The organism is Kitasatospora sp. NPDC056531 (genome assembly GCF_042794375.1).
Lineage (GTDB): Bacteria > Actinomycetota > Actinomycetes > Streptomycetales > Streptomycetaceae > Kitasatospora.
Genome location: NZ_JBHTTU010000023.1, coordinates 40,356 through 59,347, shown reverse-complemented (window position 1 = coordinate 59,347; position 18,992 = coordinate 40,356). Strand labels below are relative to the sequence as shown.

The following is an 18,992-nucleotide window of genomic DNA, read 5'->3' as shown; positions in this document are numbered from 1 at the left end:
ACCTGATGGTTCCGGGCCCTTCCTCGTTTCCGTGTTCGCCACGCACCGCCGGTGGGGGCGGAACGGCGACGCACCGCCGGTGGGGGCGGGAGCGGCTACGCGCCGCCGGTGTGGACGCTGAAGGCGGAGCGGCGGGCCGCCCGGGCCACGCCCGGGTCCGGGTGCACGCCCGAGACCGCGGTCAGCACCGAGGCCGCCCGCGGGTGGCCCGACTGCCGGGCCCGGGCGAACAGCCGCACCGGGTCGCCCGCCGAGGCGCCCTCGACGTGGCCCACCAGCAGCTCCGTCTCGCCGTGGTCGAGCACCGCGGCCGCGGTGTCCACCCACAGCCAGGCGGCGTCCTCGGCGCCCAGCACGTCCGCCGGGGAGACGCCCTCGTCCGAGCGCTCCGCCAGCCACAGCAGCGCGTACGGGCGCAGCACCGGCTCGTCCACCGAGGCCCGCACCGCCTGCTCGGCCGGTCCCCCGGCCACCCGCAGCGCCTCGAAGGCGAGGCCGCGCACCAGCGCGTCGTCGCCCTGGGCCGCCTCCAGCAGCTCGGCCACCGCGCGGTCCGCCGGACGGGCCGCCACCCAGGCGCGGAACTCGGCCCGGGCCGGGCCCGGCGAGTAGTCCGCGCAGGCGTTCAGCAGCTCGAAGGCGCTCTGCTCGATGTGCCCGGCCGCGGTCTGGGCGACCGTGCAGATCTCCTCCAGCTTCGCCCGCACCGCCCAGTGGCCCAGCGGGGAGAGCTCAGCGGCATCGTTCCTGCGCACCACGGCGCCGACCGCCGCGAGGCCGTCCAGCATCCAGTCCAGGACGGCGGCCACGTCGGAGGGCGAGGCCGGGGTGTCGATCTGCGGCTCGCGGCAGGTACCGCGGACGGCGGAGACGGCCGAGGCGGCGTGCGGGACGGGCGACAGGCCGGGGCCGCCGAGGCCGGTACCGACCCGGCGCTCGTCCAAGCCGCGGCGCAGCAGCTCCAGCAGCTCGCTCTCGGCCACCGGGCCGTCCACCAGGTGCAGGAAGGACAGCAGCTGCGGGGCCTGGTCCACGGCCTGGCCGGCCAGGACGGCGAACACCCCGCGCAGCGCGGCGGGCGGCACCGGGGCGAGCAGCGTCCAGGCGTCGAACAGCCCGGACCAGCCACGCACCACGGCCTCGTCGTCGTGCTCCCAGGCGTGCAGGCGCCAGCCGGGGCCGGCGCCGCCGTCCCGGGCCTCCACCAGGCCGACCAGCAGCGCCTGCCCCCAGGCCTTGGCGGCGGCGCCGACCGTCATGGCAAGCGCCCGGCCCGCCGCACGGGCGTCCTCCGGGAGCAGCTCGCCACGCTTGTCGACCTCGTCCAGTTCCCCGGCCCAGCGGGCGATCCGGACGGCGTCCACCAGCATCCGACGGGCCAGCGGCGCGAGCTCGGCCGGCGCGGGGAAGCCCTCCGGCACGGGAACCCGACCCCGCCCTGGCGCCGGCGCGGGCCCTCGCCGCCGGGGTACACCGGCCCCACCCGGCCTGCCACCGGAGGGCCGGTGGGGTGTACCGGGGAGACGGGTCACCGTCGCACCGGTACCGATCGTCGGCGGGAGCGGGGCATCACGGTCGCGCGGGTTCCGAGACGTCACGTCGAGCAGTCTTCCCCTTGCACCGGCCTTCTGTCACATCCGGTTGTCCGTACGACCGGGAGACCGGGGACGGCACCTCCGCAAGATCGGGCAACAGTGGCAAACCGCCTGGCCGGAAACGTGTGGCGGGGCCATGCCAGGGTTGCGGCCGGGCGTCGCGGTGCTCGTTCGGCCGGTCACGCTGCGTGTCGAACGGGGGTGTACGGAGGGTGCGCGGAGGCGCGGTGGGTGGGATCCGGCCAGGCGGCATGTGCCAGGGGGCGGGGGTTTCGGCACGGGAAGTCGGCCGGGCCGACTTCTGGCGCGCGGGCCGGAGCCGCACCGGGGGCGCGAACCGGACAGCGAATCGAACGGGGGTCGCGCGGACGGCGGGCGGAGCGTCGGCCGCCCCGGGCCGGTGGTGCTTCCGGGGCGGCGGTGGGCTGTCAGGCGGAGTGACGCGGGGAGTCGGATGGGCCGACTCTCATCCGCAGGGCCAAATTTGGCCCCCCAAGCCGGGGTGGGCACGGTCAGAGCAGGGGGGTGAGCCAGCGACGGAGGAGTTCGGTGTAGTGGTCGGGGGCGGAGTTCCACAGGGCGGCGTGGTCGGCGCCCGGGAAGGTCTGCAGGTTGACCACGTCCGGGCGGGCGGCCGCGAGGCGCTGGGCGGTGCCGAACGGGGCGATCGGGTCGCTGGGGCTGTGCAGCACCAGGGTGGGGACGTGCAGGTCCGCACCCTCGGCGAGCCGCGCGAAGTCGGCGAGGTCGACGCCGGTGCGGCCCTCGGCGGCCAGCGCGCCCAGCTCGGCGGCGACGCCCGTGAAGCCGGCCCGGGCGGCGTCGCGGCGGGCGGAGGCGGGCAGGTCGAGGACGGGCGAGTCGAGGATCAGCCCGCTGATGGCGTGCGCCCACGCGGAGCGGGCCGCCGCGTGCAGGACCATGGTGGCGCCCAGCGACCAGCCGTACAGGATCACCCTGCCCGCGCCGTGGTCGAGCGCCAGCCGTATCGCCGACTCGACGTCGCGCCACTCGGTCGCGCCGAAGTGGCTGAGCCCGTCCGGGGAGGCGGGGGCGCCCGCGTCGCCGCGGTAGGTGACGGCGAGGACGGGCAGGCCGAGGCGGTCGAGGACGGGCAGGACCGGGAGGGTCTGCTGGCGGTCGGCCTCGGTGCCGTGGACGAGGATCACCCAGGTGCCGCGCTTGCCGTCGAGGCGCCAGGCCGGGAGGTCGCCCAGCTCGCCGTCGGCGCTGGTGTCGCTGAAGGCCAGGCCGAGCGCCTCGGTGGGGTCGCCGAGCAGCACGCGGGGGGTGAAGTGCACCTCGGTGCCGGGCGTGAGGGTGCCCCGGTCGGCGCGGACGAGCCGCCGGGTGACGCCCTGCTCGTCGCTGTGCAGGATCTCCTCGACCACCGCGTGCCCGCCGCCCTCCCACTCGACGGCCCAGCGGCCGCGCCGCAGGCTCTCGGGGCGGCGGGTGAAGGTGACCCGGCCAGCGGCGAGGCTCTGCACCAGGATGGGCCCGGACTCCTGCACGGCCGCGTCCGGCCCCGCGCCCGGACGGACCATCCGCTCGGAAGCCCGGCGGCCGATCATCAGGACGACGACCCCGGCCCCGACGGCGGCGGCCGCCACGACCGCTGCGGTTCGCCAACGCATATCGTTCCCCGCTCTGCTTCACGGACCGGACGGTGTTCGCACACCAGTTCACCAGGGTCGTGCTCCCCCGGCCACCGGAGTGGGCCGTCCGGGGCATGGGGAAGGAATCGGGGCATGGGGGAGGAAGAGGAGCGTCAGACCGGAACGGCCGTCGGCTGGGCCGCCAGGAGCTGCCAGAACCGGGGGGTGAGCGGCGGGGCGGGGGTGCGGGGCACGCTGGGCGTGCCCCAGTGGGTGGGGACGTGGTGTTCCTGGTGGAGGACGGGAAGGACGGCTGCGAGGTCCGGCTCGGGGACGGGGACGAGGCGGGCGAGGGCGCGGAGCTGGGGCTGCCAGCGGCCGGCGACGCACTGGCGCAGCAGCCGGTCCAGGGCCTCGGCGCGGCCGGTGGCCTCGACCAGCTCGGTCAGCCGCAGGCCGAGGACCTGGGCGAGGGCGTGGGTCTGGTCAGGGTCGCCGTCCCAGTGGCCGGTCAGTTCGGCCTCCCGGTAGGCGGGCAGGGACATGCCGACACGTTCGGCCACGGCCTCCTGGCCGAGTTCGCGGGCGATGCGGTGGTCCCGCAGGCGCGTCGGGCGGGCGCCCATCAGGTCGGCGGCGGGGCACCAGAGGGCGCGGGCGAGGGCGATGAGCTCGGCCTCGCCCGGCCGCAGGTCGCCGTTCTCCCAGGCGAGGACGTGGCCGAACAGCAGCCGTACACCGTGGGCGGCCATGCCCTCGGCGACCTGTTCGGGGGTCAGGCCGAGGCCGACCCGGTGGACGCGGGCGGCCTCGGGCGAGAACGGCACCGGGGGCGGGGCGGCGGCGGGGGTCTTTCGGCGGCGCATGGCACCGAACGGTAGGCGCGGTCCTCGGCGTGGCCCCAGCCCCAGAACGCACGAAGCGGGACTGACGGGCCCTCCGCCGCGCTGGGCGATCGCACAGTGACGACACCCGGCCGCCGTGTGGCCGCCCCGTGGCCGCCGTGTGACCAACCCCTCCGTGACCTCGGTTGACGCGTGGATCGGCCGCGTGATGGGATCCTTGCGCCAAACGGAGGCATGGAGAGGAAGCCGGTGCGAGTCCGGCGCGGTCCCGCCACTGTCACCGGGGAGCACGCTCGGAAGGTGCCACGGCGGACCGTCAGAAGCCGCTGGAAGGCCCGAGGGTGCGTCCGACCCGGAAGCCAGGAGACTCTCGCCCCCGGTACGTCGATCCAGGGCGCGGACCCTGAGTGAGGACACGCACGCGATGCAGCCTGCCCCGCCCCGTCGGACCTCGAGCTGCCCACCGCCGTGCGCCCGCTGACCCGCGCCGCCGCCTTCGCGCTGGGCGCCGTCGCGGGCTACGCCGTCGACGCCCGCTTCGCCGACCCCCGCCGCGGCCACCCCGTCGCGCTCTTCGGCAACGCCGCGACCCGCCTCGAACGGCGTCTGTGGCGCGACGACCGCACGGCCGGGACGGCGTACACGGCGCTGTGCGTGGGCGCGGTCGCGGCCGGCGCACTGGCCCTGGACCGAACGGTGGGACGCCGTCCGCTGGGGCGGGCGGCACTGGCCGCGGCGGCGACCTGGACGGTGCTCGGCGGCACCTCGCTGACCCGGGAGGCGCGCACCATCGGCCGCTCCCTCACCGCGGGCGATCTGACGGCCGCCCGGGAACGACTGCCGCACCTGTGCGGGCGGGACCCGAGCGCGCTGGACGAACAGCAGATCGCCCGGGCCGTGGTCGAGTCGGTGGCCGAGAACACCGCCGACGCCGTGGTGAACGCGCTGACCTGGGGCGCTCTGGCGGGCACGCCGGGCCTACTGGCCTTCCGCGCGGTGAACACCCTGGACGCGATGGTGGGCCACCGCTCGCCCCGCTACGCCCGCTTCGGCTGGGCCTCGGCCCGGCTGGACGACGTGGCCGGCTGGCCGGGCGCCCGGCTCACCGCGCTGCTGACGGTGGCCGCCGCACCCGAGCCCCGCACCGCCTGGCGGGTCTGGCGGCGGGACGGCTCCGCGCACCCGAGCCCGAACGCGGGCCAGGCCGAGTCGGCCTTCGCCGGCGCGGTGGGCGTCCGGCTGGGCGGGACTCTGCAGTACCCGCACGAGCCGAAGGGCGCGCCGGAGCCGAAAGCGACGAGCGACAAGCGACCGACGCAGGAGGGAGCGCCGGAGCGAGGAGCGTCGGCTCCGGGCCAGGAGCGCCCGGAGGCGAGTGCGGAGCCACGGCAAAGGGTGGAGCACCGGCCGGTGCTGGGCGCGGAGTTGCGGCCGGTGACGGTGGACGACATCGAGCGGGCCTGCACGCTGTCCCGGCGGGTGGGCGCGCTGGCGCTGGGTACGACGGTCGCGGGGCACGTCCTGCTGCGGCTCCTGATGAAGAGGGGTGGGGCATGACGAACGCGCTGCTGGTCGCCGGGACGACCTCGGACGCGGGCAAGAGCGTGGTGACGGCCGGGATCTGCCGCTGGCTGGCCCGCCAGGGCGTGCGGGTCGCGCCGTTCAAGGCGCAGAACATGTCGCTGAACTCCTTCGTCACCGCCGACGGCGCCGAGATCGGCCGCGCCCAGGCGATGCAGGCGCAGGCCGCCCGGGTGGAGCCGGAGGCGGCGATGAACCCGGTGCTGCTCAAGCCCGGCGCGGACGGCCGCAGCCAGGTGGTGCTGCTCGGCAGACCGGTGGCCGAGGTGGGCGCGCTGGACTACCGGGATCGCAAGCCCGTCCTGCTGGAACGCTCCCTGGAGTGCCTGGCGGACCTGCGCCGCCGCTTCGACGTGGTGGTCTGCGAGGGCGCGGGCTCGCCCGCCGAGATCAACCTGCGCGACCGGGACATCGCCAACATGGGCCTGGCCACGGCCGCCGGACTGCCCGTCGTGGTGGTCGGTGACATCGACCGCGGCGGGGTCTTCGCCGCGATGTACGGGACGCTGGCGCTGCTGTCGGCCGAGGACCAGCGGCATGTGGCGGGCTGGTTCGTCAACAAGTTCCGCGGCGACGCGCGGCTGCTGGCGCCCGGGCTGGAGATGCTGCGCGAGCTGACCGGCCGTCCGGTGCTGGGGACGCTGCCGATGCTGCCGGGCCTGTGGCTGGACGCCGAGGACTCGCTCGACCTGTCGACGGTGGTGGACCGGGTCGACGGCCGTGGGCCGCTCGGGGCGGACGTGCTGCGGGTGGCCGTGGTGCGCTTCCCCCGGCTGTCCAACTTCACCGACGTGGACGCGCTGGCGCAGGAGCCGGGCGTGCTGGTGCGCTGGGCGACCCGGCCGGAGGAGCTGGCCGACGCCGACCTGGTGGTGCTGCCCGGCACCCGGGCCACCGTGGCGGACCTCGCCTGGCTGCGCGAACGCGGCCTGGAGCCGGCGCTGAAGGCGCGGGCGGCGGCCGGGCTGCCGATCCTCGGGGTCTGCGGCGGGTACCAGATGCTGGCGCGCTCGATCGACGACGAGGTGGAGTCCAGGGCGGGCGTCGTCGACGCGCTCGGGCTGCTGCCGACACGGGTGCGCTTCGGCGCCGAGAAGGTGCTGGCGCGACCGGTCGGCGAGGCGTACGGACAGCGGGTCGAGGGCTACGAGATCCACCACGGAGTGGTGGCCGTCGACGGGGGCACCCCCTTCCTGGACGGCTGCCGGGTCGGCTCGGTCTGGGGCACCACCTGGCACGGCGCGCTGGAGAACGACGGTTTCCGCCGCGAACTCCTGCGCGAGGTCGCCGAGTCGGCAGGCCGGGCGTTCGTCCCGGCGCCGGACACCTGCTTCGCCGAGGCGCGCGAGGCCCGGCTGGACCGGCTGGGCGACCTGATCGAGGAACACGCGGACACCGACGCGCTGTGGAAGCTGATCGAGGGCGGGGTGCCGGCAGCCGGGTCGCTGCCGTTCCTGGCGCCCGGGGCACCTGGGAGTGACGCATGACTGACGTCCGCTATCCGTTCACCGCGATCGTCGGCATGGCCGACCTGCGGCTCGGGCTGCTGCTGAACGCGGTCTCCCCGGCCGTGGGCGGCGTGCTGGTGCGCGGCGAGAAGGGCACCGCGAAGTCCACCATGGTGCGCGCGCTGGCCGGGCTGCTGCCCTCCATCGCCGCCGTGGACGGCTGCCGCTTCGCCTGCGACCCGGCCGCGCCGGACCCGCAGTGCCCGGACGGGCCGCACACCTCCCTGGGGAGTCACGAACGCCCGTCCCAACTGGTCGAGTTGCCGGTCGGCGTGGCCGAGGACCGGATCGTCGGCTCGCTCGACCTGGAGCGCGCGCTCGCCGAGGGCGTCAAGGCGTACGAGCCCGGGCTGCTCGCCAAGGCGCACCGCGGCGTGCTCTACATCGACGAGGTGAACCTGCTCCAGGACCACGTGGTGGACCTGCTGCTGGACGCCGCCGCGATGGGCCGCTCGTACGTGGAGCGCGAGGGCGTGTCGGTGCGGCACGCGGCGCGCTTCCTGCTGGTCGGCACGATGAACCCGGAGGAGGGCGAGCTGCGGCCGCAGCTGCTCGACCGCTTCGGCCTGACCGTCGAGATCGCCGCCACCCGGGACCCGGCCGAGCGCGCCGAGGTGGTCCGGCGCCGGCTCGCGTACGACGCGGACCCGGCCGGCTTCGCGGCGCGGTTCGCGGCCGAGGAGCGGGAGCTCGCCGAACACATCACCGCCGCCAGGGAGTTGCTGCCCAAGGTCGAGTTGACGGACGTGGCGCTGCGTCAGATCACCGCCGTGTGCGCGGCGTTCGAGGTGGACGGGCTGCGCGCGGACATCGTGATGGCCCGCACGGCGGTCGCGCTGGCCGCCTGGACAGGGCGCACCGAGGTGCTGGAGGAGGACGTCCGCAAGGCCGCCCAGCTGGCCCTGCCGCACCGGCGCCGCCGCAACCCCTTCGATGCTCCGGGGCTGGACGAGGAGCAGTTGGACCGGACGCTGGAGGAGCACGCCCAGCCGGAGGACCCGGAGCCTGAGCCCGAGGGTGACGGCCCGGAGCCCGAAGACGACGGCCCGGGTCCGGACGGGGGCGGCCCCGACGGCGGCGGCCCCGACGGCGGCGGGCCCGACGGCGGCGGCGCGCCCGAGCCGTCCGACGGCGGCGCTCCGGAGGCATCCGCCCCCGAGGACGCCGAGGCGCCCGCGCAGCCGCCCGTCCCGGCCCAACACCCCTCCCCCGCCCGGGAGTCGGCGCCGGTCGCGGCCGGCGAACCGTACCGGACCCGGCTGTTCACCGTACGGGGCACCGGCCACGGCGCGCAGGGCCGGCGCTCCCCCGCCGAGACCTCCGGCGGACACACCATCCGCGCCCGGCGGCCGCAGGGCCCGCTGAGCCGGCTGCACCTGACCGCGACCCTGCAGGCCGCCGCGCCGCACCAGGTGGCGCGCGGGCGGGACGGCCGGGCGCTGGTGCTGCACAAGGACGACTTCCGCGAACAGGTACGCCAGGGACGGGAGTCCAACCTGGTGCTGTTCGTGGTGGACGCATCCGGCTCGATGGCCGCCCGGCAGCGGATGACCGCCGTCAAGGGCGCGGTGCTGTCGCTGCTGATGGACGCCTACCAGCGCCGCGACAAGATCGGCATGATCACCTTCCGCGGCGCGGGCGCAGAGCTGGCGCTGCCGCCCACCTCCTCGGTCGAGGTCGGCGCGGCGCGGCTGGAGTCGCTGCCCACCGGCGGGCGGACCCCCCTGGCCGCGGGCCTGTTGCGCGCGCACGAGGTGCTGCGGGTGGAGCGGCTGCGCGACCCGAACCGGCGCCCGCTGCTGGTCGTGGTGACCGACGGCCGGGCCACCGGCGGGCGGGACGCGCTCGCGCAGTCGCAGCGCGCGGCCGCGCTGTTCGCCGCGCAGGGCACCGCGAGCGTGGTGCTGGACTGCGAGTCCGGGCCGGTCCGCCTGGGTCTGGCCCGTACCCTGGCCGGGCTGCTCGGCGGCAGCGCCGTCAGCCTGGACGAGCTGCGCGCCGAGGGCGTGGCCTCGCTCGTCCGCGAGAACCGCTCGGTGAGCCGTTCCGTGAACCGTTCGACCACTGCGATGCGAAAGGCGGCCTGAGCCGACATGCCCAAGGGTGTCCCCGAGAGCGTTCCCGACGACGGCCTGACGACCCGCCAGCGCCGCACGCAGCCGATCACCGCCGTGCACACCGGCCCCGGCAAGGGCAAGTCCACGGCCGCGTTCGGCATGGCGCTGCGGGCCTGGAACCAGGGCTGGTCGGTCGGGGTGTTCCAGTTCGTGAAGTCCGCCAAGTGGAAGGTCGGCGAGGAGAACGCGCTGCGCGTCCTCGGCGCCTCCGGCGAGGGCGGCACCGTCGACTGGCACAAGATGGGCTCCGGCTGGTCGTGGATCCAGCGCTCCGCCGAGCAGGAGATGTCCAGCGAGGAGGCGGCCAAGGAGGGCTGGGAGCAGGTCAAGCGCGACCTCGCGGCCGAGACCTACCGCTTCTACGTGCTGGACGAGTTCACCTACCCGATGCACTGGGGGTGGATCGACCCGGACGAGGTGGTGTCGGTGCTCAAGGAGCGCCCGGGCAGCCAGCACGTCGTCATCACCGGCCGGTACGCGCCCGAGGCGCTGACCGACTTCGCCGACCTGGTCACCGAGATGACCAAGGTCAAGCACCCCATGGACGCCGGCCGCAAGGGCCAGCGCGGTATCGAGTGGTGACCTCTTGAGCAACATCCCCCGCCTCGTCATCGCCGCGCCCTCCTCGGGCGCGGGCAAGACCACCGTCGCCACCGGCCTGATCGTGGCGCTCGCCGCGCGCGGGCTGGCGGTGTCCCCGCACAAGGTCGGCCCGGACTACATCGACCCGGGCTACCACGCGCTCGCCGCCGGGCGCCCGGGCCGCAACCTGGACGCCTTCATGTGCGGGCCGGAGCGGATCGCGCCGCTGTTCCTGCACGGCTCGGCCGGGGCGGACGTCGCGGTGGTCGAGGGGGTCATGGGGCTGTTCGACGGGGCCTCCGGGCGCGGGGAGTTGGCGTCCACGGCGCACGTCGCCAAGCTGCTGCGGGCACCCGTGGTGCTGGTGGTGGACGGCTCCTCGCAGTCCCGGTCGGTGGCCGCACTGGTGCACGGATTCGCCTCCTGGGACCCGCAGGTGCGCCTCGCCGGGGTGATCCTCAACCGGGTCGCCTCCGACCGGCACGAGCAGCTCCTGCGCGAGGCCCTGGAGGAGGGCTCCGGCGTGCCGGTGCTGGGCGCGCTGCGCCGCTCGGCGGCGGTCGCCACGCCGTCCCGGCACCTGGGGCTGATCCCGGCGGTGGAGCGCTCGACGGAGGCGCTGAAGGCCGTCGCGGACATGGGCGGGCTGGTCACCTCCTCGGTCGACCTCGACGCCCTGCTGGAACTCGCGCGCACGGCACCGGAGTTGGACGCCGAGCCGTGGGACCCGTCGGCCGAGGTCGCGCCGGTGGCCGGGCGGCCGCGGATCGCGGTGGCGGGTGGCGCCGCGTTCTCCTTCTCGTACGCCGAGAACGCCGAACTGCTCGGCGCGGCCGGCGCGGAGGTCGTCCCGTTCGACCCGCTGCACGCCTCGGCGCTGCCGGAGGGGACGGCCGGCCTGGTCATCGGCGGCGGCTTCCCGGAGCTGTACGTACGGGAGTTGAGCGGGAATGCCGAACTGCGGCGGGCCATAGCGGAGTTCGCCTCATCGGGCGGGCCGATCGCCGCCGAGTGCGCCGGACTGCTCTACCTGGGCCGGGAATTGGACGGGCTGCCGATGTGCGGCGTGCTGGACACCACCGCCCGGATGACCGAACGGCTCACCCTCGGCTACCGCGAGGCCGTCGCACTGCACGACTCCCCGCTCGCCGCGGCCGGCACCCGGCTGCGCGGGCACGAGTTCCACCGGACGGTCTGCGAGCCGGGCGCGGGCGAACTCCCCGCCTGGGGTTGGCGGCTGCCGACCGGGCCGCGCACCGAGGGCTTCACGGGCGGGAACGTGCACGCCTCGTACCTGCACCTGCACTGGGCCGGTGCCCCCGCGCTGGCCTCCTCGTTCGCGGCCGCGGCGGCGGCCTACCGGGCGGGTCGGTAATCCGGCTGCTTCACCGAGCGGTTCGCCCCTACGATGCGCGCATGCATGTGATCGTCCTCAACGGAGGCTCCAGCTCCGGCAAGTCGAGCATCGCCCGCCGCCTGCAGGAGCTGCTGCCGGAGCCGTGGCTGCACCTCGGCGCGGACACCATGGTCTCCGCGCTGCCGCCGCGGCTGCTGGCCGGCGGCGAGGGCATCGGCGGGCTGGAGGACGGGGGCGGCACGGTGGAGGTCGGGCCGGCGTTCGCCGCGCTGGACGCCGCCTGGACGGTCGGGGTCGCGGCAATGGCCCGGGCCGGGGCCCGGATCGTGGTGGACGAGGTGTTCCTCGGCGGGGCCGCCTCCCAGCAGCGCTGGCGGGCCGCGCTGGAGGGCCTGGACGTGCTCTGGGTCGGCGTGCACTGCGACCCGGCGGTGGCCGCGGCCCGGGAGGCCGCGCGCGGCGACCGGGTCGCCGGGATGGCCGCGGCGCAGGCCGAGTCGGTGCACCGGGGCGTCTCGTACGACCTGGCGGTGGACACCTCGCGGGCCTCGCCGAGAGAATGCGCCCGAGCGGTCCTCGCGCGGGTGACCGGACCGCATCGAGTCTCGCTCGGGTGACCGCGCCGCGCTTGAGCCCCGCTCGGGCGCCCTGCTGCGGTTGACTGTCCGGCAGCAACCCCCTTCCCACGGAGGCACGCGCATGGCCAGGCAGCACGAGTACACCGCCGAGATCAGCTGGACCGGCAACCGGGGCACCGGCACCAGCGACTACCGCTCCTACTCCCGCGACGTCGAGGTGTCCGCCGAGGGCCTGCCGACCGTCCCCGGCTCCGCCGACCCCGTCTTCCGCGGCGACGCGGCCCGCTGGAACCCGGAGCAGCTGCTGCTCGCCTCGCTCTCCCAGTGCCACCTGCTCTCGTACCTGCACCTGTGCGCGGTGAACGGGGTCGTGGTGACCTCGTACGTCGACCGGCCGGTGGGCACCATGGCCGTGGCGCCGGAGGGCGGGCACTTCACCTCGGTGGTGCTGCACCCGCGGATCGAGGTCGCCGAGGCGGGGATGGCGGAGAAGGCGCTCGCCCTGCACTCGGAGGCGCACCGGGCCTGCTTCATCGCCAACTCGGTCAACTTCCCGGTGCGGAACGAGCCCGAGGTGACGGTCGCGGGTCAGGCGTAGGCAGCCGGCGGCCCTGGCCTACAGTGCGAGCGTCTGCCAGCCCCGGGTGATCTGGTCGTGGACGCCCGCCGGGTCCGGCGCCGTCGGCTGGGCCGCCGCGAGCGCCGCCAGCAGGGCGGTACCGTCCGCCGGGCGCTGCGCCGGGTCGATGGCCAGCGCGCGGGTGACGACGGCGGCGAGGCCCGGGTCGAGGGCCTGGACCGCCGCCAGCGCGGCCGGCTCGGGCCCGGTGTCCACGATCCGCCGGATCACCGCGCCCGTGTTGGTCGCCGCGAACGGGCTGGCGCCGTGCGCCGCGCACACCACGCAGCACGCCCAGGCCCACACGTCGGCCGCCGGACCGACCCGCTCCTCACCGAACTGCTCCGGCGCCATGTACGTCAAGGTGCCCGGCCCGCCGCCGGTGGCGGTGAGCCGGGTGCCGTCCACGATCGCCGCGATGCCGAAGTCCAGCAGACGCGGGCCGGCCGTGGTCAGCATGATGTTGGCGGGCTTGAGGTCCCGGTGGACCAGCCCCAGCCGGTGCACCCCGGACAGCGCCACGGCCAGCGCCAGCGCGAGGGCGCGCAGCGCCTCGGCGGAGCGGATCGGGCCCTGCTCGCGCAGGTGGACGTCGAGCGGGTGGCCGTCCAGCAACTCCATGGCCAGGTACGGGCGTCCGGCGTCCACGCCCGCGTCGAGCACCCGGGCGGTGTGGGCGCCGGGGACCATGGCCAGCACCTCGGACTCGCGCTGGAAGCGGCGCAACAGCTCGGCGTCGTTGAGGAGTTCGAGGTTGATGGTCTTCAGGGCGACCTGGGTGGCGGAGCCCTGGCGCTGGGCGAGGTAGACCGTGCCCATGCCGCCGGAGCCGATCCGGCCGAGGAGCCGGTAACCACCGATCGTGCGGGCGTCGTGCGGGCTGAGCGGCTGGCCGACGGACGGGCTCGACACCACGGGCGGGGCCGGTGGGGTCGGCGGGACGGGCGGGGCGAACTGCGTCGGGACGTACGGCGTCTGCGGCGGGACGGTGGGCGCGTACGGGTTCGGCGGCGCCTGGAACACCGGGGACGCTTGGGCCGCCTCGGCCGTTTGGGCATCGCCCCCCGCACCGCCGTCCCCCGCGCCGACCGGCTTGGGCTTGCGGCTCACGAGTACGGCGACGATCTGGAACACCAGTGCCGGGAGGACCATGGCGACCGGCAGGAGGAAGATGCCGAGCGCCGCACGGACGGCGAGCAGGCCGATGACCCGGGCCTGGGTCGGGCCGGCCGACCACGCCTGCCGGGGCAGGCCGGCGGTCAGCAGCTTGCGCTGGGTCAGATAGCTGAACAGCAGACAGAGCAGCAGGCAGGTGACGAAGGTGGCGATGTATATAGTCCGCGCCAGGTCGAGGGCCATGTGCGTCGAGTAGGCGATGTACCTGGCGTTGGCGGGGTCGAACGGCTGCCCCAGCCCCTTGAAGACGAAACTGCCCCCGACGTTGACGGACAGGAAGACCACCACCCCGGCGATGCCCAGCAGGCCGACCGCCAACTCGCCGACGGTCGCGCCGATGCCGCCCGGCGCACCCGCCGTCGCGTCCACGCCCGTCGCCGTCAACGCCCGTAGGCGCGTTGCCGTTTGGGCACGCACCAGCACCGGCAGCGTCGCCAGCCGCAGCAGCAGCGCCGCACCGATCATGAGCAGTACGACGACGTTCAACGCGCTCAACATGCTTCCCCCTGGCTGATCGAGCACACGGAGTATAGGCCCGGGCGCCCGACTGTTAGACCTCCGCGCCCAGCAGTGCGGTGAGGTAGCGGTCGATCTCCTCACGCAGTTCCTCCGGCGTCGGCACGTGCCAGTGCCCGCTGCCGGCCGTCGCGTTGAACAGCACGCCGTCGCACCAGCGGATCAGCCGACGGGCGTCCGCCACCGGGTCGGCGGAGCCGACGGCGGCGAGCAGCTCGGCGGCGAGCTGGGCGAAGCGTGCGCCCAGGCGGTCGTAGACGGTGCGCAGTTCGGGCCTGCGGGTGGCCTCCAGGGCGAGTTCCAGGCGGGCCAGGGTGAGCCTGCGGCCGCTGGTGAGCGCCTGGAAGAGCACCTCGGCGCCGATCTCGACCAGCAGTCGGCGTGCCGGAAGGGTGCTCTCCGGCAGTCGGCCCTCGACGAAGACCGGGTAGTCGGCGGTCTCCCGCTCGACGATCCGCGTGAGCACGAGTTCCAGCAGGGCGGCTCTGGTCCGGGCGAGGTTGGAGGTCGAGCCGGCGGGCAGGCCGGACGCGTCGTCGACGGCGCGGTGGGTGAGTCCGCGCAGGCCGGCGTCGGCGATCAGGTCGATGGCGGCGTCGGCGATCAGGGTCGGGCGCGGGGGTGTCATGGGTCCGATCATGGCCTTTCCATTCGGGCTCCCCCAACTCACTACAGCCGTAGTTTACGGCTCACTACACATGTAGTACCGTGCTGAACATCGGACACTACACCTGTAGTGACCAGATCGCGCGAGAAGAGGAGCCCCTCATGGGCCTGCACCAGGCGATCGTCATCGGCGGCGGCATCGGCGGCCTCACCGCCGCCCTCGCCCTCCACCGGCAGGGCGTCCCCGTCACCGTCCACGAACGCGCCGCCTCCCTGGAACCCGTCGGCGCCGGCCTCGCCCTCGCCCCCAACGCCCTGCGCGCCCTCGACCGACTCGGCGTCGGCCCCCGACTGCGCGCCCTCGCCACCCCGCACCCCGCCGTCGGCGTACGCCACCCCTCCGGCCGCTGGCTCGCCCGCACCAGCTCCGCCGCCGTCGAGGCCTACTTCGGCGACCCGATCGCCGCCGTCGCGCGCGCCGACGTCATCGCCGCCCTGGTCGACGCCCTGCCGGAAGGCACCGTCCGCACCGACTCCCCCGCCACCCTGGTCACCCCCGGCAGCACCGACGAACCCGCCGTCGTCCGCACCACCGACGGGGAGCAGCCCGCCGGACTGGTCGTCGCCGCCGACGGCATCCGCTCCACGACCCGCGGCCTGCTCCTCCCCCAGCACCCCGGCCCGCGCTACAGCGGCTTCACCACCTGGCGCGCCATCGTCACCCCTGGCCGGCACCCGGCCGCCGTCGGCGAGGTCTGGGGCCGCGGCCGGCTCGCCGGAGTCGTCCCGCTCGCCGACGGCCGGGTCTACGTCTACGGCGCGGCCCTCGCCCCGGTCGGCGCCCGGGCGGCCAGCGAACACGCCGAACTCCAGCAGCTGTACGGCGACTGGTGCGCACCCGTCCCCCAGCTGTTCGCCCTCGCCGAGCCCGACCGGGTGCTCCGCAACGACGTCTGGGAACTCTCCGCCCCCCTGCGCGCCTACCACCACGGCCGGGTCGCCCTCCTCGGCGACGCCGCCCACGCCATGTGCCCCTTCCTGGGCCAGGGCGCGTGCCAGGCCATCGAGGACGCCCTCGTCCTCGCCTCCCTGCTCACCCCTTCGACCGACCTCGCCTCACCCCTGCCCGCCTACACCGCCGCCCGCCTCCCCCGCACCACCGCCGTCGTCACCGCCTCCCGGCGCATCGGCGCCCTGGTCGCCCTCCGCACCCCCGCCGCCACCCTCCTCCGCGACACCGCCCTCACCCTCGCCGGCCTCCTCCCCACCCGGGCCCTGCTCAGCCGCTCCACGGCGACGTACGACTGGCAGCCGCCGGCGCTGAGCGGCGAGGTGTGACGGAGCGACCGGCCACAGCAAGGCGTACCGGAAAGGTCGGGCGCGCTGCTGGTCGGCGCCCCTGGCATGAGATTCCCGGACTACGCGTCGGTGTCCTTCGGGTGCCGGGGCGAGGCATAGACGACGTACACGGCGCAGGTCGCCCCGTCCACCACGTATCGCACCCGCCCACCGGCGGTCACCTCATACTCCCACTGTGGCAGCTCGACGCCCCCGAGGATCCGGGTCGCCAGGCGGCCCCGGAGCCGATGCTGACGGTCGGGATCCGTCCTGGCGAGCGGGTTCGCTCTCAATGCCTCGAAGCAGCGGCGGGCGTTACCCGGCGCCTCGGCGCACAGTTCGCCCCAGCCCTTCGCGGCCTCGGTCGTGCCGAAGCGCACCCGCCACTCGTCACCGACTGGCGGCGGCGCGACATCATCACCACGCTTGGGGCTCACGGCGCGGCCACCTCGCCGTGATCGTCACCGGGAAGGGGCCCGGTGAGCTCCGCCGTCAGCTCCGGGTCCGCGAGGATTCTGGCGGTGGCGCGCCATTCCACTATCACGCGGTGCAGATTGGCGTGTACGTCGAGTTCCACGACATCGCGCGTCGCATCGACGAGGTCGTCGACGAACTCGCGCACCTCCTCCGCAGAAAGGTGCCTGACCCAGGGAAAGACGGCGGGAAGAGCCAGCAGGACAGCCCGCGCACCCTCGTCGCTGCTGATCAGCGCGGTGAACAGGCGAGCGGTGACGTCTGCGGTCTCCTCGCGCTGGCGGTCGTGGCGCTCGGTGGTGAGGTACAGATCCTCACCGTCCCGCCGCGTGACGTGCACGCGCTGGGCGCGCTCCACGGTGTCCGCGACGCGCTTGGAGTTCTTCGACAGGTCGGAGAAGGACACGGTGAGAGTCGACATGATTCGACGCTAATTCGGAATACGTTCCGAAGTCAATCGCGATTGCTGCACACGCGTGAATGGCCGGTCCGGCCTGGTCGGGCCGGATGAACAGGTCCCGGTGGCCGGACAGAACAACCGGAGGACAGCCCAGCAGGGCGTCAGTCAGTACCCGGGTCACGACCACCGGAACCTGAGTACCAAGCATCAATGTCAGTACCGGTTGCGATGATGGCCGGCATGACTGACTCCAGCCGGGCCATCGCCGACTACTGGGACGCGGCTTCGTCGGGTTTCGATGACGAGCCGGATCACGGATTGCGGGAGACGGTGACGCGGGAGGCGTGGGCGCGGCGGGTTCGGGGGTGGTTGCCGTCGGGGCCTGCGGATGTGCTTGATGTGGGGTGCGGGACAGGGTCGTTGGCGGAGCTGGCCGCGGCGGGTGGGCATCGGGTGACCGGGGTGGACCTGGCGCCGCGCATGGTGGCCCGGGCCAGGGCGAAGCTCGCGGCGGCCGGGGTGGCGGCGCGGTTCCTGGTCGGCGATGCGGGTGCGCCGCCGGTACGGGAGGCCGGCTTCGACGTGCTGCTCTGCCGCCACCTGATCTGGACGCTTCCCGACCCGGAGCGGGCACTTCGCGCCTGGGTGCGGCTGCTCCGGCCCGGCGGACGGCTGGTGCTGGTCGAGGGACGGTGGCGCGAGGCCGGCGAGCAGACGACGCCGTACGTCGCCGGCGCGGAGCACCTGCCTTGGGGCGGCGGCGTCGGGGCGGAGGAACTCGCGGGGGCGGTAAGCCCGTTGGTGGCGGAGCTGCGCGTCGAGCCGCTCAGCGGGGACGCCGCCCTGTGGGGTGGCCCCGTGAATGACGAGCGCTACGCGTTGGTCGCACACCTTTAGCGAGACGTCACGAGCCGCTGCCGAAAGTGCCGTCGAGCGGGTTGGCGCGGAAGCAGGCGGCGCAGCGGAGGCGGGTGTAGATCGCCACCGTGCCCATGCAGACGTCCTCGCGGCCGTCCAGTGGCGACTTCGAATCCGCCGGTTTTCCGCAGTCCAGGCACGGACGGTGGGGGCGGGCGGCCACGGAGCAGGCGCGGCAGACCAGGTGGGTCGGATGCTCGGCGTGCACGACGACGGGCTGCGGGCCGCCGTGCAACAGGTGGTCGCACCAGGTGCAGGACTCGTCCTGCTGCGCCGCCAGCATCCGGTCCCGGGTCTCCCGCTGCCACCTGGCCGCGTTCTGCAGCGGCACCTTCACCGGCGGACCCCACCCGGCGGCGGCGAGCCACTGGGCGCCCTCGGCGCCGGCCGCCCGCAACTGGTCGTCGACGGCGATGTCCCTGGGGGTCTTGCGCTTCATCGGGGCCCTCCTCCGGTACGGCGTCCCGATGGGATAACGCGGCCGGGCGGGTGGTGGACACGCGAACTACCGCACCGCTACGGACGCACGCCGTGCACCAGGGCGGGGAGCACCGCCCGCCGGGCGAGGAACGCGACGGCACGGGGCACCGACGGCGGCTCAGTCGAGGAGGGGTTCGGTGTCGCCGTGGGCGACGAGGAGCTTGCGCAGCAGGGTGTCGAGCTGGGCGCGCTCGTCGGAGTCGAGGGCGGTGAGAATGCGCTCCTCGTTCTGGAGGTGGCCGGGCAGGGCGGCGTCGATGAGTTCCTTGCCGGCCGCTGTGAGGCGGACCAGGACGGCGCGGCGGTCGGTCGGGCAGGGGTTGCGTTCGACCAGGCCCTTGGCGGATAGCTTGTCGACGCGGTTGGTGATGGCGCCGGAGGTGACCATCGCCGACTTGAGCAGGGCGCGGGCGTTGAGCTCGTAGGGCTCGCCGGAGCGACGGAGGGTGGCCAGGACGTCGAACTCGGAGGAGTCCAGGCCACAGGTGGCGAAGTACTCGCGCAGGGCGTTGTCGACCCGGACGTTCAGCCGCCGGAGTCGGCCGATCAGGGCCATGGCCTCCAGATCCAGGCCGGGGTCGACCCTCCTCCACTGCTCGGCGATGTCGTCGACGGTGTCGCGCTGCTGCATGGTGGTCCGCCTCTCTACGGCCGGTCGCTGTCGTCGCAGATATCTTAACATTCACATACTTGACGTTCACCGA

The 18,992-nt window shown here is 74.8% G+C and carries 18 protein-coding genes and 1 riboswitch; of the genes, 9 read left to right on the top strand and 9 right to left on the bottom strand.

Annotated elements, in window-relative coordinates:
- Window positions 1-95: 95 nt before the first annotated feature.
- From ACFQ87_RS20855 to ACFQ87_RS20845, 3 genes are all read right to left on the bottom strand, one after another.
- Entirely contained in the window at window positions 96-1,421 is a 1,326-nt protein-coding gene (locus ACFQ87_RS20855) for a hypothetical protein (protein WP_380612267.1), read from the bottom strand.
- Window positions 1,422-2,107: 686 nt separating this feature from the next.
- Window positions 2,108-3,232, bottom strand: a complete 1,125-nt coding sequence (locus ACFQ87_RS20850; RefSeq protein ID WP_380612266.1) for an alpha/beta hydrolase family protein — start codon at window positions 3,230-3,232, stop codon at window positions 2,108-2,110.
- Between the two features lie 134 nt (window positions 3,233-3,366).
- A complete protein-coding gene (locus ACFQ87_RS20845) occupies window positions 3,367-4,059 on the bottom strand; it encodes a helix-turn-helix domain-containing protein (RefSeq protein WP_380612265.1) in 693 nt (230 codons plus the stop codon).
- A gap of 217 nt (window positions 4,060-4,276) precedes the next feature.
- Window positions 4,277-4,408: riboswitch (cobalamin riboswitch) on the top strand.
- A gap of 98 nt (window positions 4,409-4,506) precedes the next feature.
- Here ACFQ87_RS20845 and ACFQ87_RS20840 point away from each other — a divergent pair.
- From ACFQ87_RS20840 to ACFQ87_RS20810, 7 genes are all read left to right on the top strand, one after another.
- On the top strand, window positions 4,507-5,595 hold the full coding sequence (locus ACFQ87_RS20840; RefSeq protein WP_380612264.1) for a cobalamin biosynthesis protein: 1,089 nt from the start codon (window positions 4,507-4,509) through the stop codon (window positions 5,593-5,595).
- A complete protein-coding gene (locus tag ACFQ87_RS20835; RefSeq protein WP_380612263.1) occupies window positions 5,592-7,106 on the top strand; it encodes a cobyric acid synthase in 1,515 nt (504 codons plus the stop codon). Before ACFQ87_RS20840 ends, ACFQ87_RS20835 begins: the two co-directional genes overlap by 4 nt.
- Entirely contained in the window at window positions 7,103-9,214 is a 2,112-nt protein-coding gene (locus tag ACFQ87_RS20830; protein WP_380612262.1) for a putative cobaltochelatase, read from the top strand. Before ACFQ87_RS20835 ends, ACFQ87_RS20830 begins: the two co-directional genes overlap by 4 nt.
- A gap of 6 nt (window positions 9,215-9,220) precedes the next feature.
- Complete coding sequence (gene cobO / locus ACFQ87_RS20825; protein WP_380612261.1) at window positions 9,221-9,826, top strand: cob(I)yrinic acid a,c-diamide adenosyltransferase; 606 nt, start codon at window positions 9,221-9,223, stop codon at window positions 9,824-9,826.
- Between the two features lie 4 nt (window positions 9,827-9,830).
- Window positions 9,831-11,201: a cobyrinate a,c-diamide synthase gene (locus ACFQ87_RS20820; RefSeq protein ID WP_380612260.1), complete on the top strand. Its 1,371-nt coding sequence runs from the start codon at window positions 9,831-9,833 to the stop codon at window positions 11,199-11,201.
- 41 nt (window positions 11,202-11,242) lie between these two features.
- Window positions 11,243-11,800 carry a chloramphenicol phosphotransferase CPT gene (cpt, locus tag ACFQ87_RS20815; RefSeq protein WP_380612259.1) on the top strand — a complete coding sequence of 186 codons (558 nt, stop codon included), beginning with the start codon at window positions 11,243-11,245 and terminating at the stop codon, window positions 11,798-11,800.
- 82 nt (window positions 11,801-11,882) lie between these two features.
- A complete protein-coding gene (locus ACFQ87_RS20810; protein ID WP_380612258.1) occupies window positions 11,883-12,359 on the top strand; it encodes an OsmC family protein in 477 nt (158 codons plus the stop codon).
- Between the two features lie 18 nt (window positions 12,360-12,377).
- Here the strand turns inward: ACFQ87_RS20810 and ACFQ87_RS20805 are convergent, their stop codons facing one another.
- Entirely contained in the window at window positions 12,378-14,054 is a 1,677-nt protein-coding gene (locus ACFQ87_RS20805; RefSeq protein ID WP_380612257.1) for a serine/threonine-protein kinase, read from the bottom strand.
- Window positions 14,055-14,106: 52 nt separating this feature from the next.
- Complete coding sequence (locus tag ACFQ87_RS20800; RefSeq protein ID WP_380612256.1) at window positions 14,107-14,700, bottom strand: TetR/AcrR family transcriptional regulator; 594 nt, start codon at window positions 14,698-14,700, stop codon at window positions 14,107-14,109.
- A 140-nt stretch (window positions 14,701-14,840) separates the two neighbouring features.
- Between ACFQ87_RS20800 and ACFQ87_RS20795 the strand changes: the two genes are divergently transcribed.
- On the top strand, window positions 14,841-16,016 hold the full coding sequence (locus ACFQ87_RS20795) for an FAD-dependent monooxygenase (RefSeq protein WP_380612255.1): 1,176 nt from the start codon (window positions 14,841-14,843) through the stop codon (window positions 16,014-16,016).
- Window positions 16,017-16,096: 80 nt separating this feature from the next.
- Here the strand turns inward: ACFQ87_RS20795 and ACFQ87_RS20790 are convergent, their stop codons facing one another.
- Both ACFQ87_RS20790 and ACFQ87_RS20785 read right to left on the bottom strand, forming a co-directional pair.
- Window positions 16,097-16,453: a hypothetical protein gene (locus ACFQ87_RS20790; RefSeq protein WP_380612254.1), complete on the bottom strand. Its 357-nt coding sequence runs from the start codon at window positions 16,451-16,453 to the stop codon at window positions 16,097-16,099.
- Complete coding sequence (locus ACFQ87_RS20785; protein ID WP_380612253.1) at window positions 16,450-16,911, bottom strand: prevent-host-death family protein; 462 nt, start codon at window positions 16,909-16,911, stop codon at window positions 16,450-16,452. Before ACFQ87_RS20785 ends, ACFQ87_RS20790 begins: the two co-directional genes overlap by 4 nt.
- 219 nt (window positions 16,912-17,130) lie before the next feature.
- Between ACFQ87_RS20785 and ACFQ87_RS20780 the strand changes: the two genes are divergently transcribed.
- Window positions 17,131-17,787, top strand: a complete 657-nt coding sequence (locus ACFQ87_RS20780; protein WP_380612252.1) for a class I SAM-dependent methyltransferase — start codon at window positions 17,131-17,133, stop codon at window positions 17,785-17,787.
- Between the two features lie 7 nt (window positions 17,788-17,794).
- On the opposite strand, the gene ACFQ87_RS20775 is transcribed toward ACFQ87_RS20780, so the two are convergent.
- Together ACFQ87_RS20775 and ACFQ87_RS20770 are read right to left on the bottom strand one after the other, a co-directional pair.
- Complete coding sequence (locus ACFQ87_RS20775) at window positions 17,795-18,247, bottom strand: hypothetical protein (protein ID WP_380612251.1); 453 nt, start codon at window positions 18,245-18,247, stop codon at window positions 17,795-17,797.
- Between the two features lie 159 nt (window positions 18,248-18,406).
- Window positions 18,407-18,919: a MarR family winged helix-turn-helix transcriptional regulator gene (locus ACFQ87_RS20770; protein WP_380612249.1), complete on the bottom strand. Its 513-nt coding sequence runs from the start codon at window positions 18,917-18,919 to the stop codon at window positions 18,407-18,409.
- Window positions 18,920-18,992 lie beyond the last annotated feature (73 nt).

Coding starts and splice junctions, on each gene's coding strand:
- ACFQ87_RS20785 (WP_380612253.1), bottom strand. CDS start 16,911: ATGTCGACTCTCACCGTGTCCTTCTCCGACCTGTCGAAGAACTCCAAG.
- ACFQ87_RS20830 (WP_380612262.1), top strand. CDS start 7,103: ATGACTGACGTCCGCTATCCGTTCACCGCGATCGTCGGCATGGCCGAC.
- cpt (WP_380612259.1), top strand. CDS start 11,243: ATGCATGTGATCGTCCTCAACGGAGGCTCCAGCTCCGGCAAGTCGAGC.
- ACFQ87_RS20800 (WP_380612256.1), bottom strand. CDS start 14,700: ATGACACCCCCGCGCCCGACCCTGATCGCCGACGCCGCCATCGACCTG.
- ACFQ87_RS20795 (WP_380612255.1), top strand. CDS start 14,841: ATGGGCCTGCACCAGGCGATCGTCATCGGCGGCGGCATCGGCGGCCTC.
- ACFQ87_RS20770 (WP_380612249.1), bottom strand. CDS start 18,919: ATGCAGCAGCGCGACACCGTCGACGACATCGCCGAGCAGTGGAGGAGG.
- ACFQ87_RS20780 (WP_380612252.1), top strand. CDS start 17,131: ATGACTGACTCCAGCCGGGCCATCGCCGACTACTGGGACGCGGCTTCG.
- ACFQ87_RS20835 (WP_380612263.1), top strand. CDS start 5,592: ATGACGAACGCGCTGCTGGTCGCCGGGACGACCTCGGACGCGGGCAAG.
- ACFQ87_RS20805 (WP_380612257.1), bottom strand. CDS start 14,054: ATGTTGAGCGCGTTGAACGTCGTCGTACTGCTCATGATCGGTGCGGCG.
- cobO (WP_380612261.1), top strand. CDS start 9,221: ATGCCCAAGGGTGTCCCCGAGAGCGTTCCCGACGACGGCCTGACGACC.
- ACFQ87_RS20775 (WP_380612251.1), bottom strand. CDS start 18,247: ATGAAGCGCAAGACCCCCAGGGACATCGCCGTCGACGACCAGTTGCGG.
- ACFQ87_RS20845 (WP_380612265.1), bottom strand. CDS start 4,059: ATGCGCCGCCGAAAGACCCCCGCCGCCGCCCCGCCCCCGGTGCCGTTC.
- ACFQ87_RS20850 (WP_380612266.1), bottom strand. CDS start 3,232: ATGCGTTGGCGAACCGCAGCGGTCGTGGCGGCCGCCGCCGTCGGGGCC.
- ACFQ87_RS20810 (WP_380612258.1), top strand. CDS start 11,883: ATGGCCAGGCAGCACGAGTACACCGCCGAGATCAGCTGGACCGGCAAC.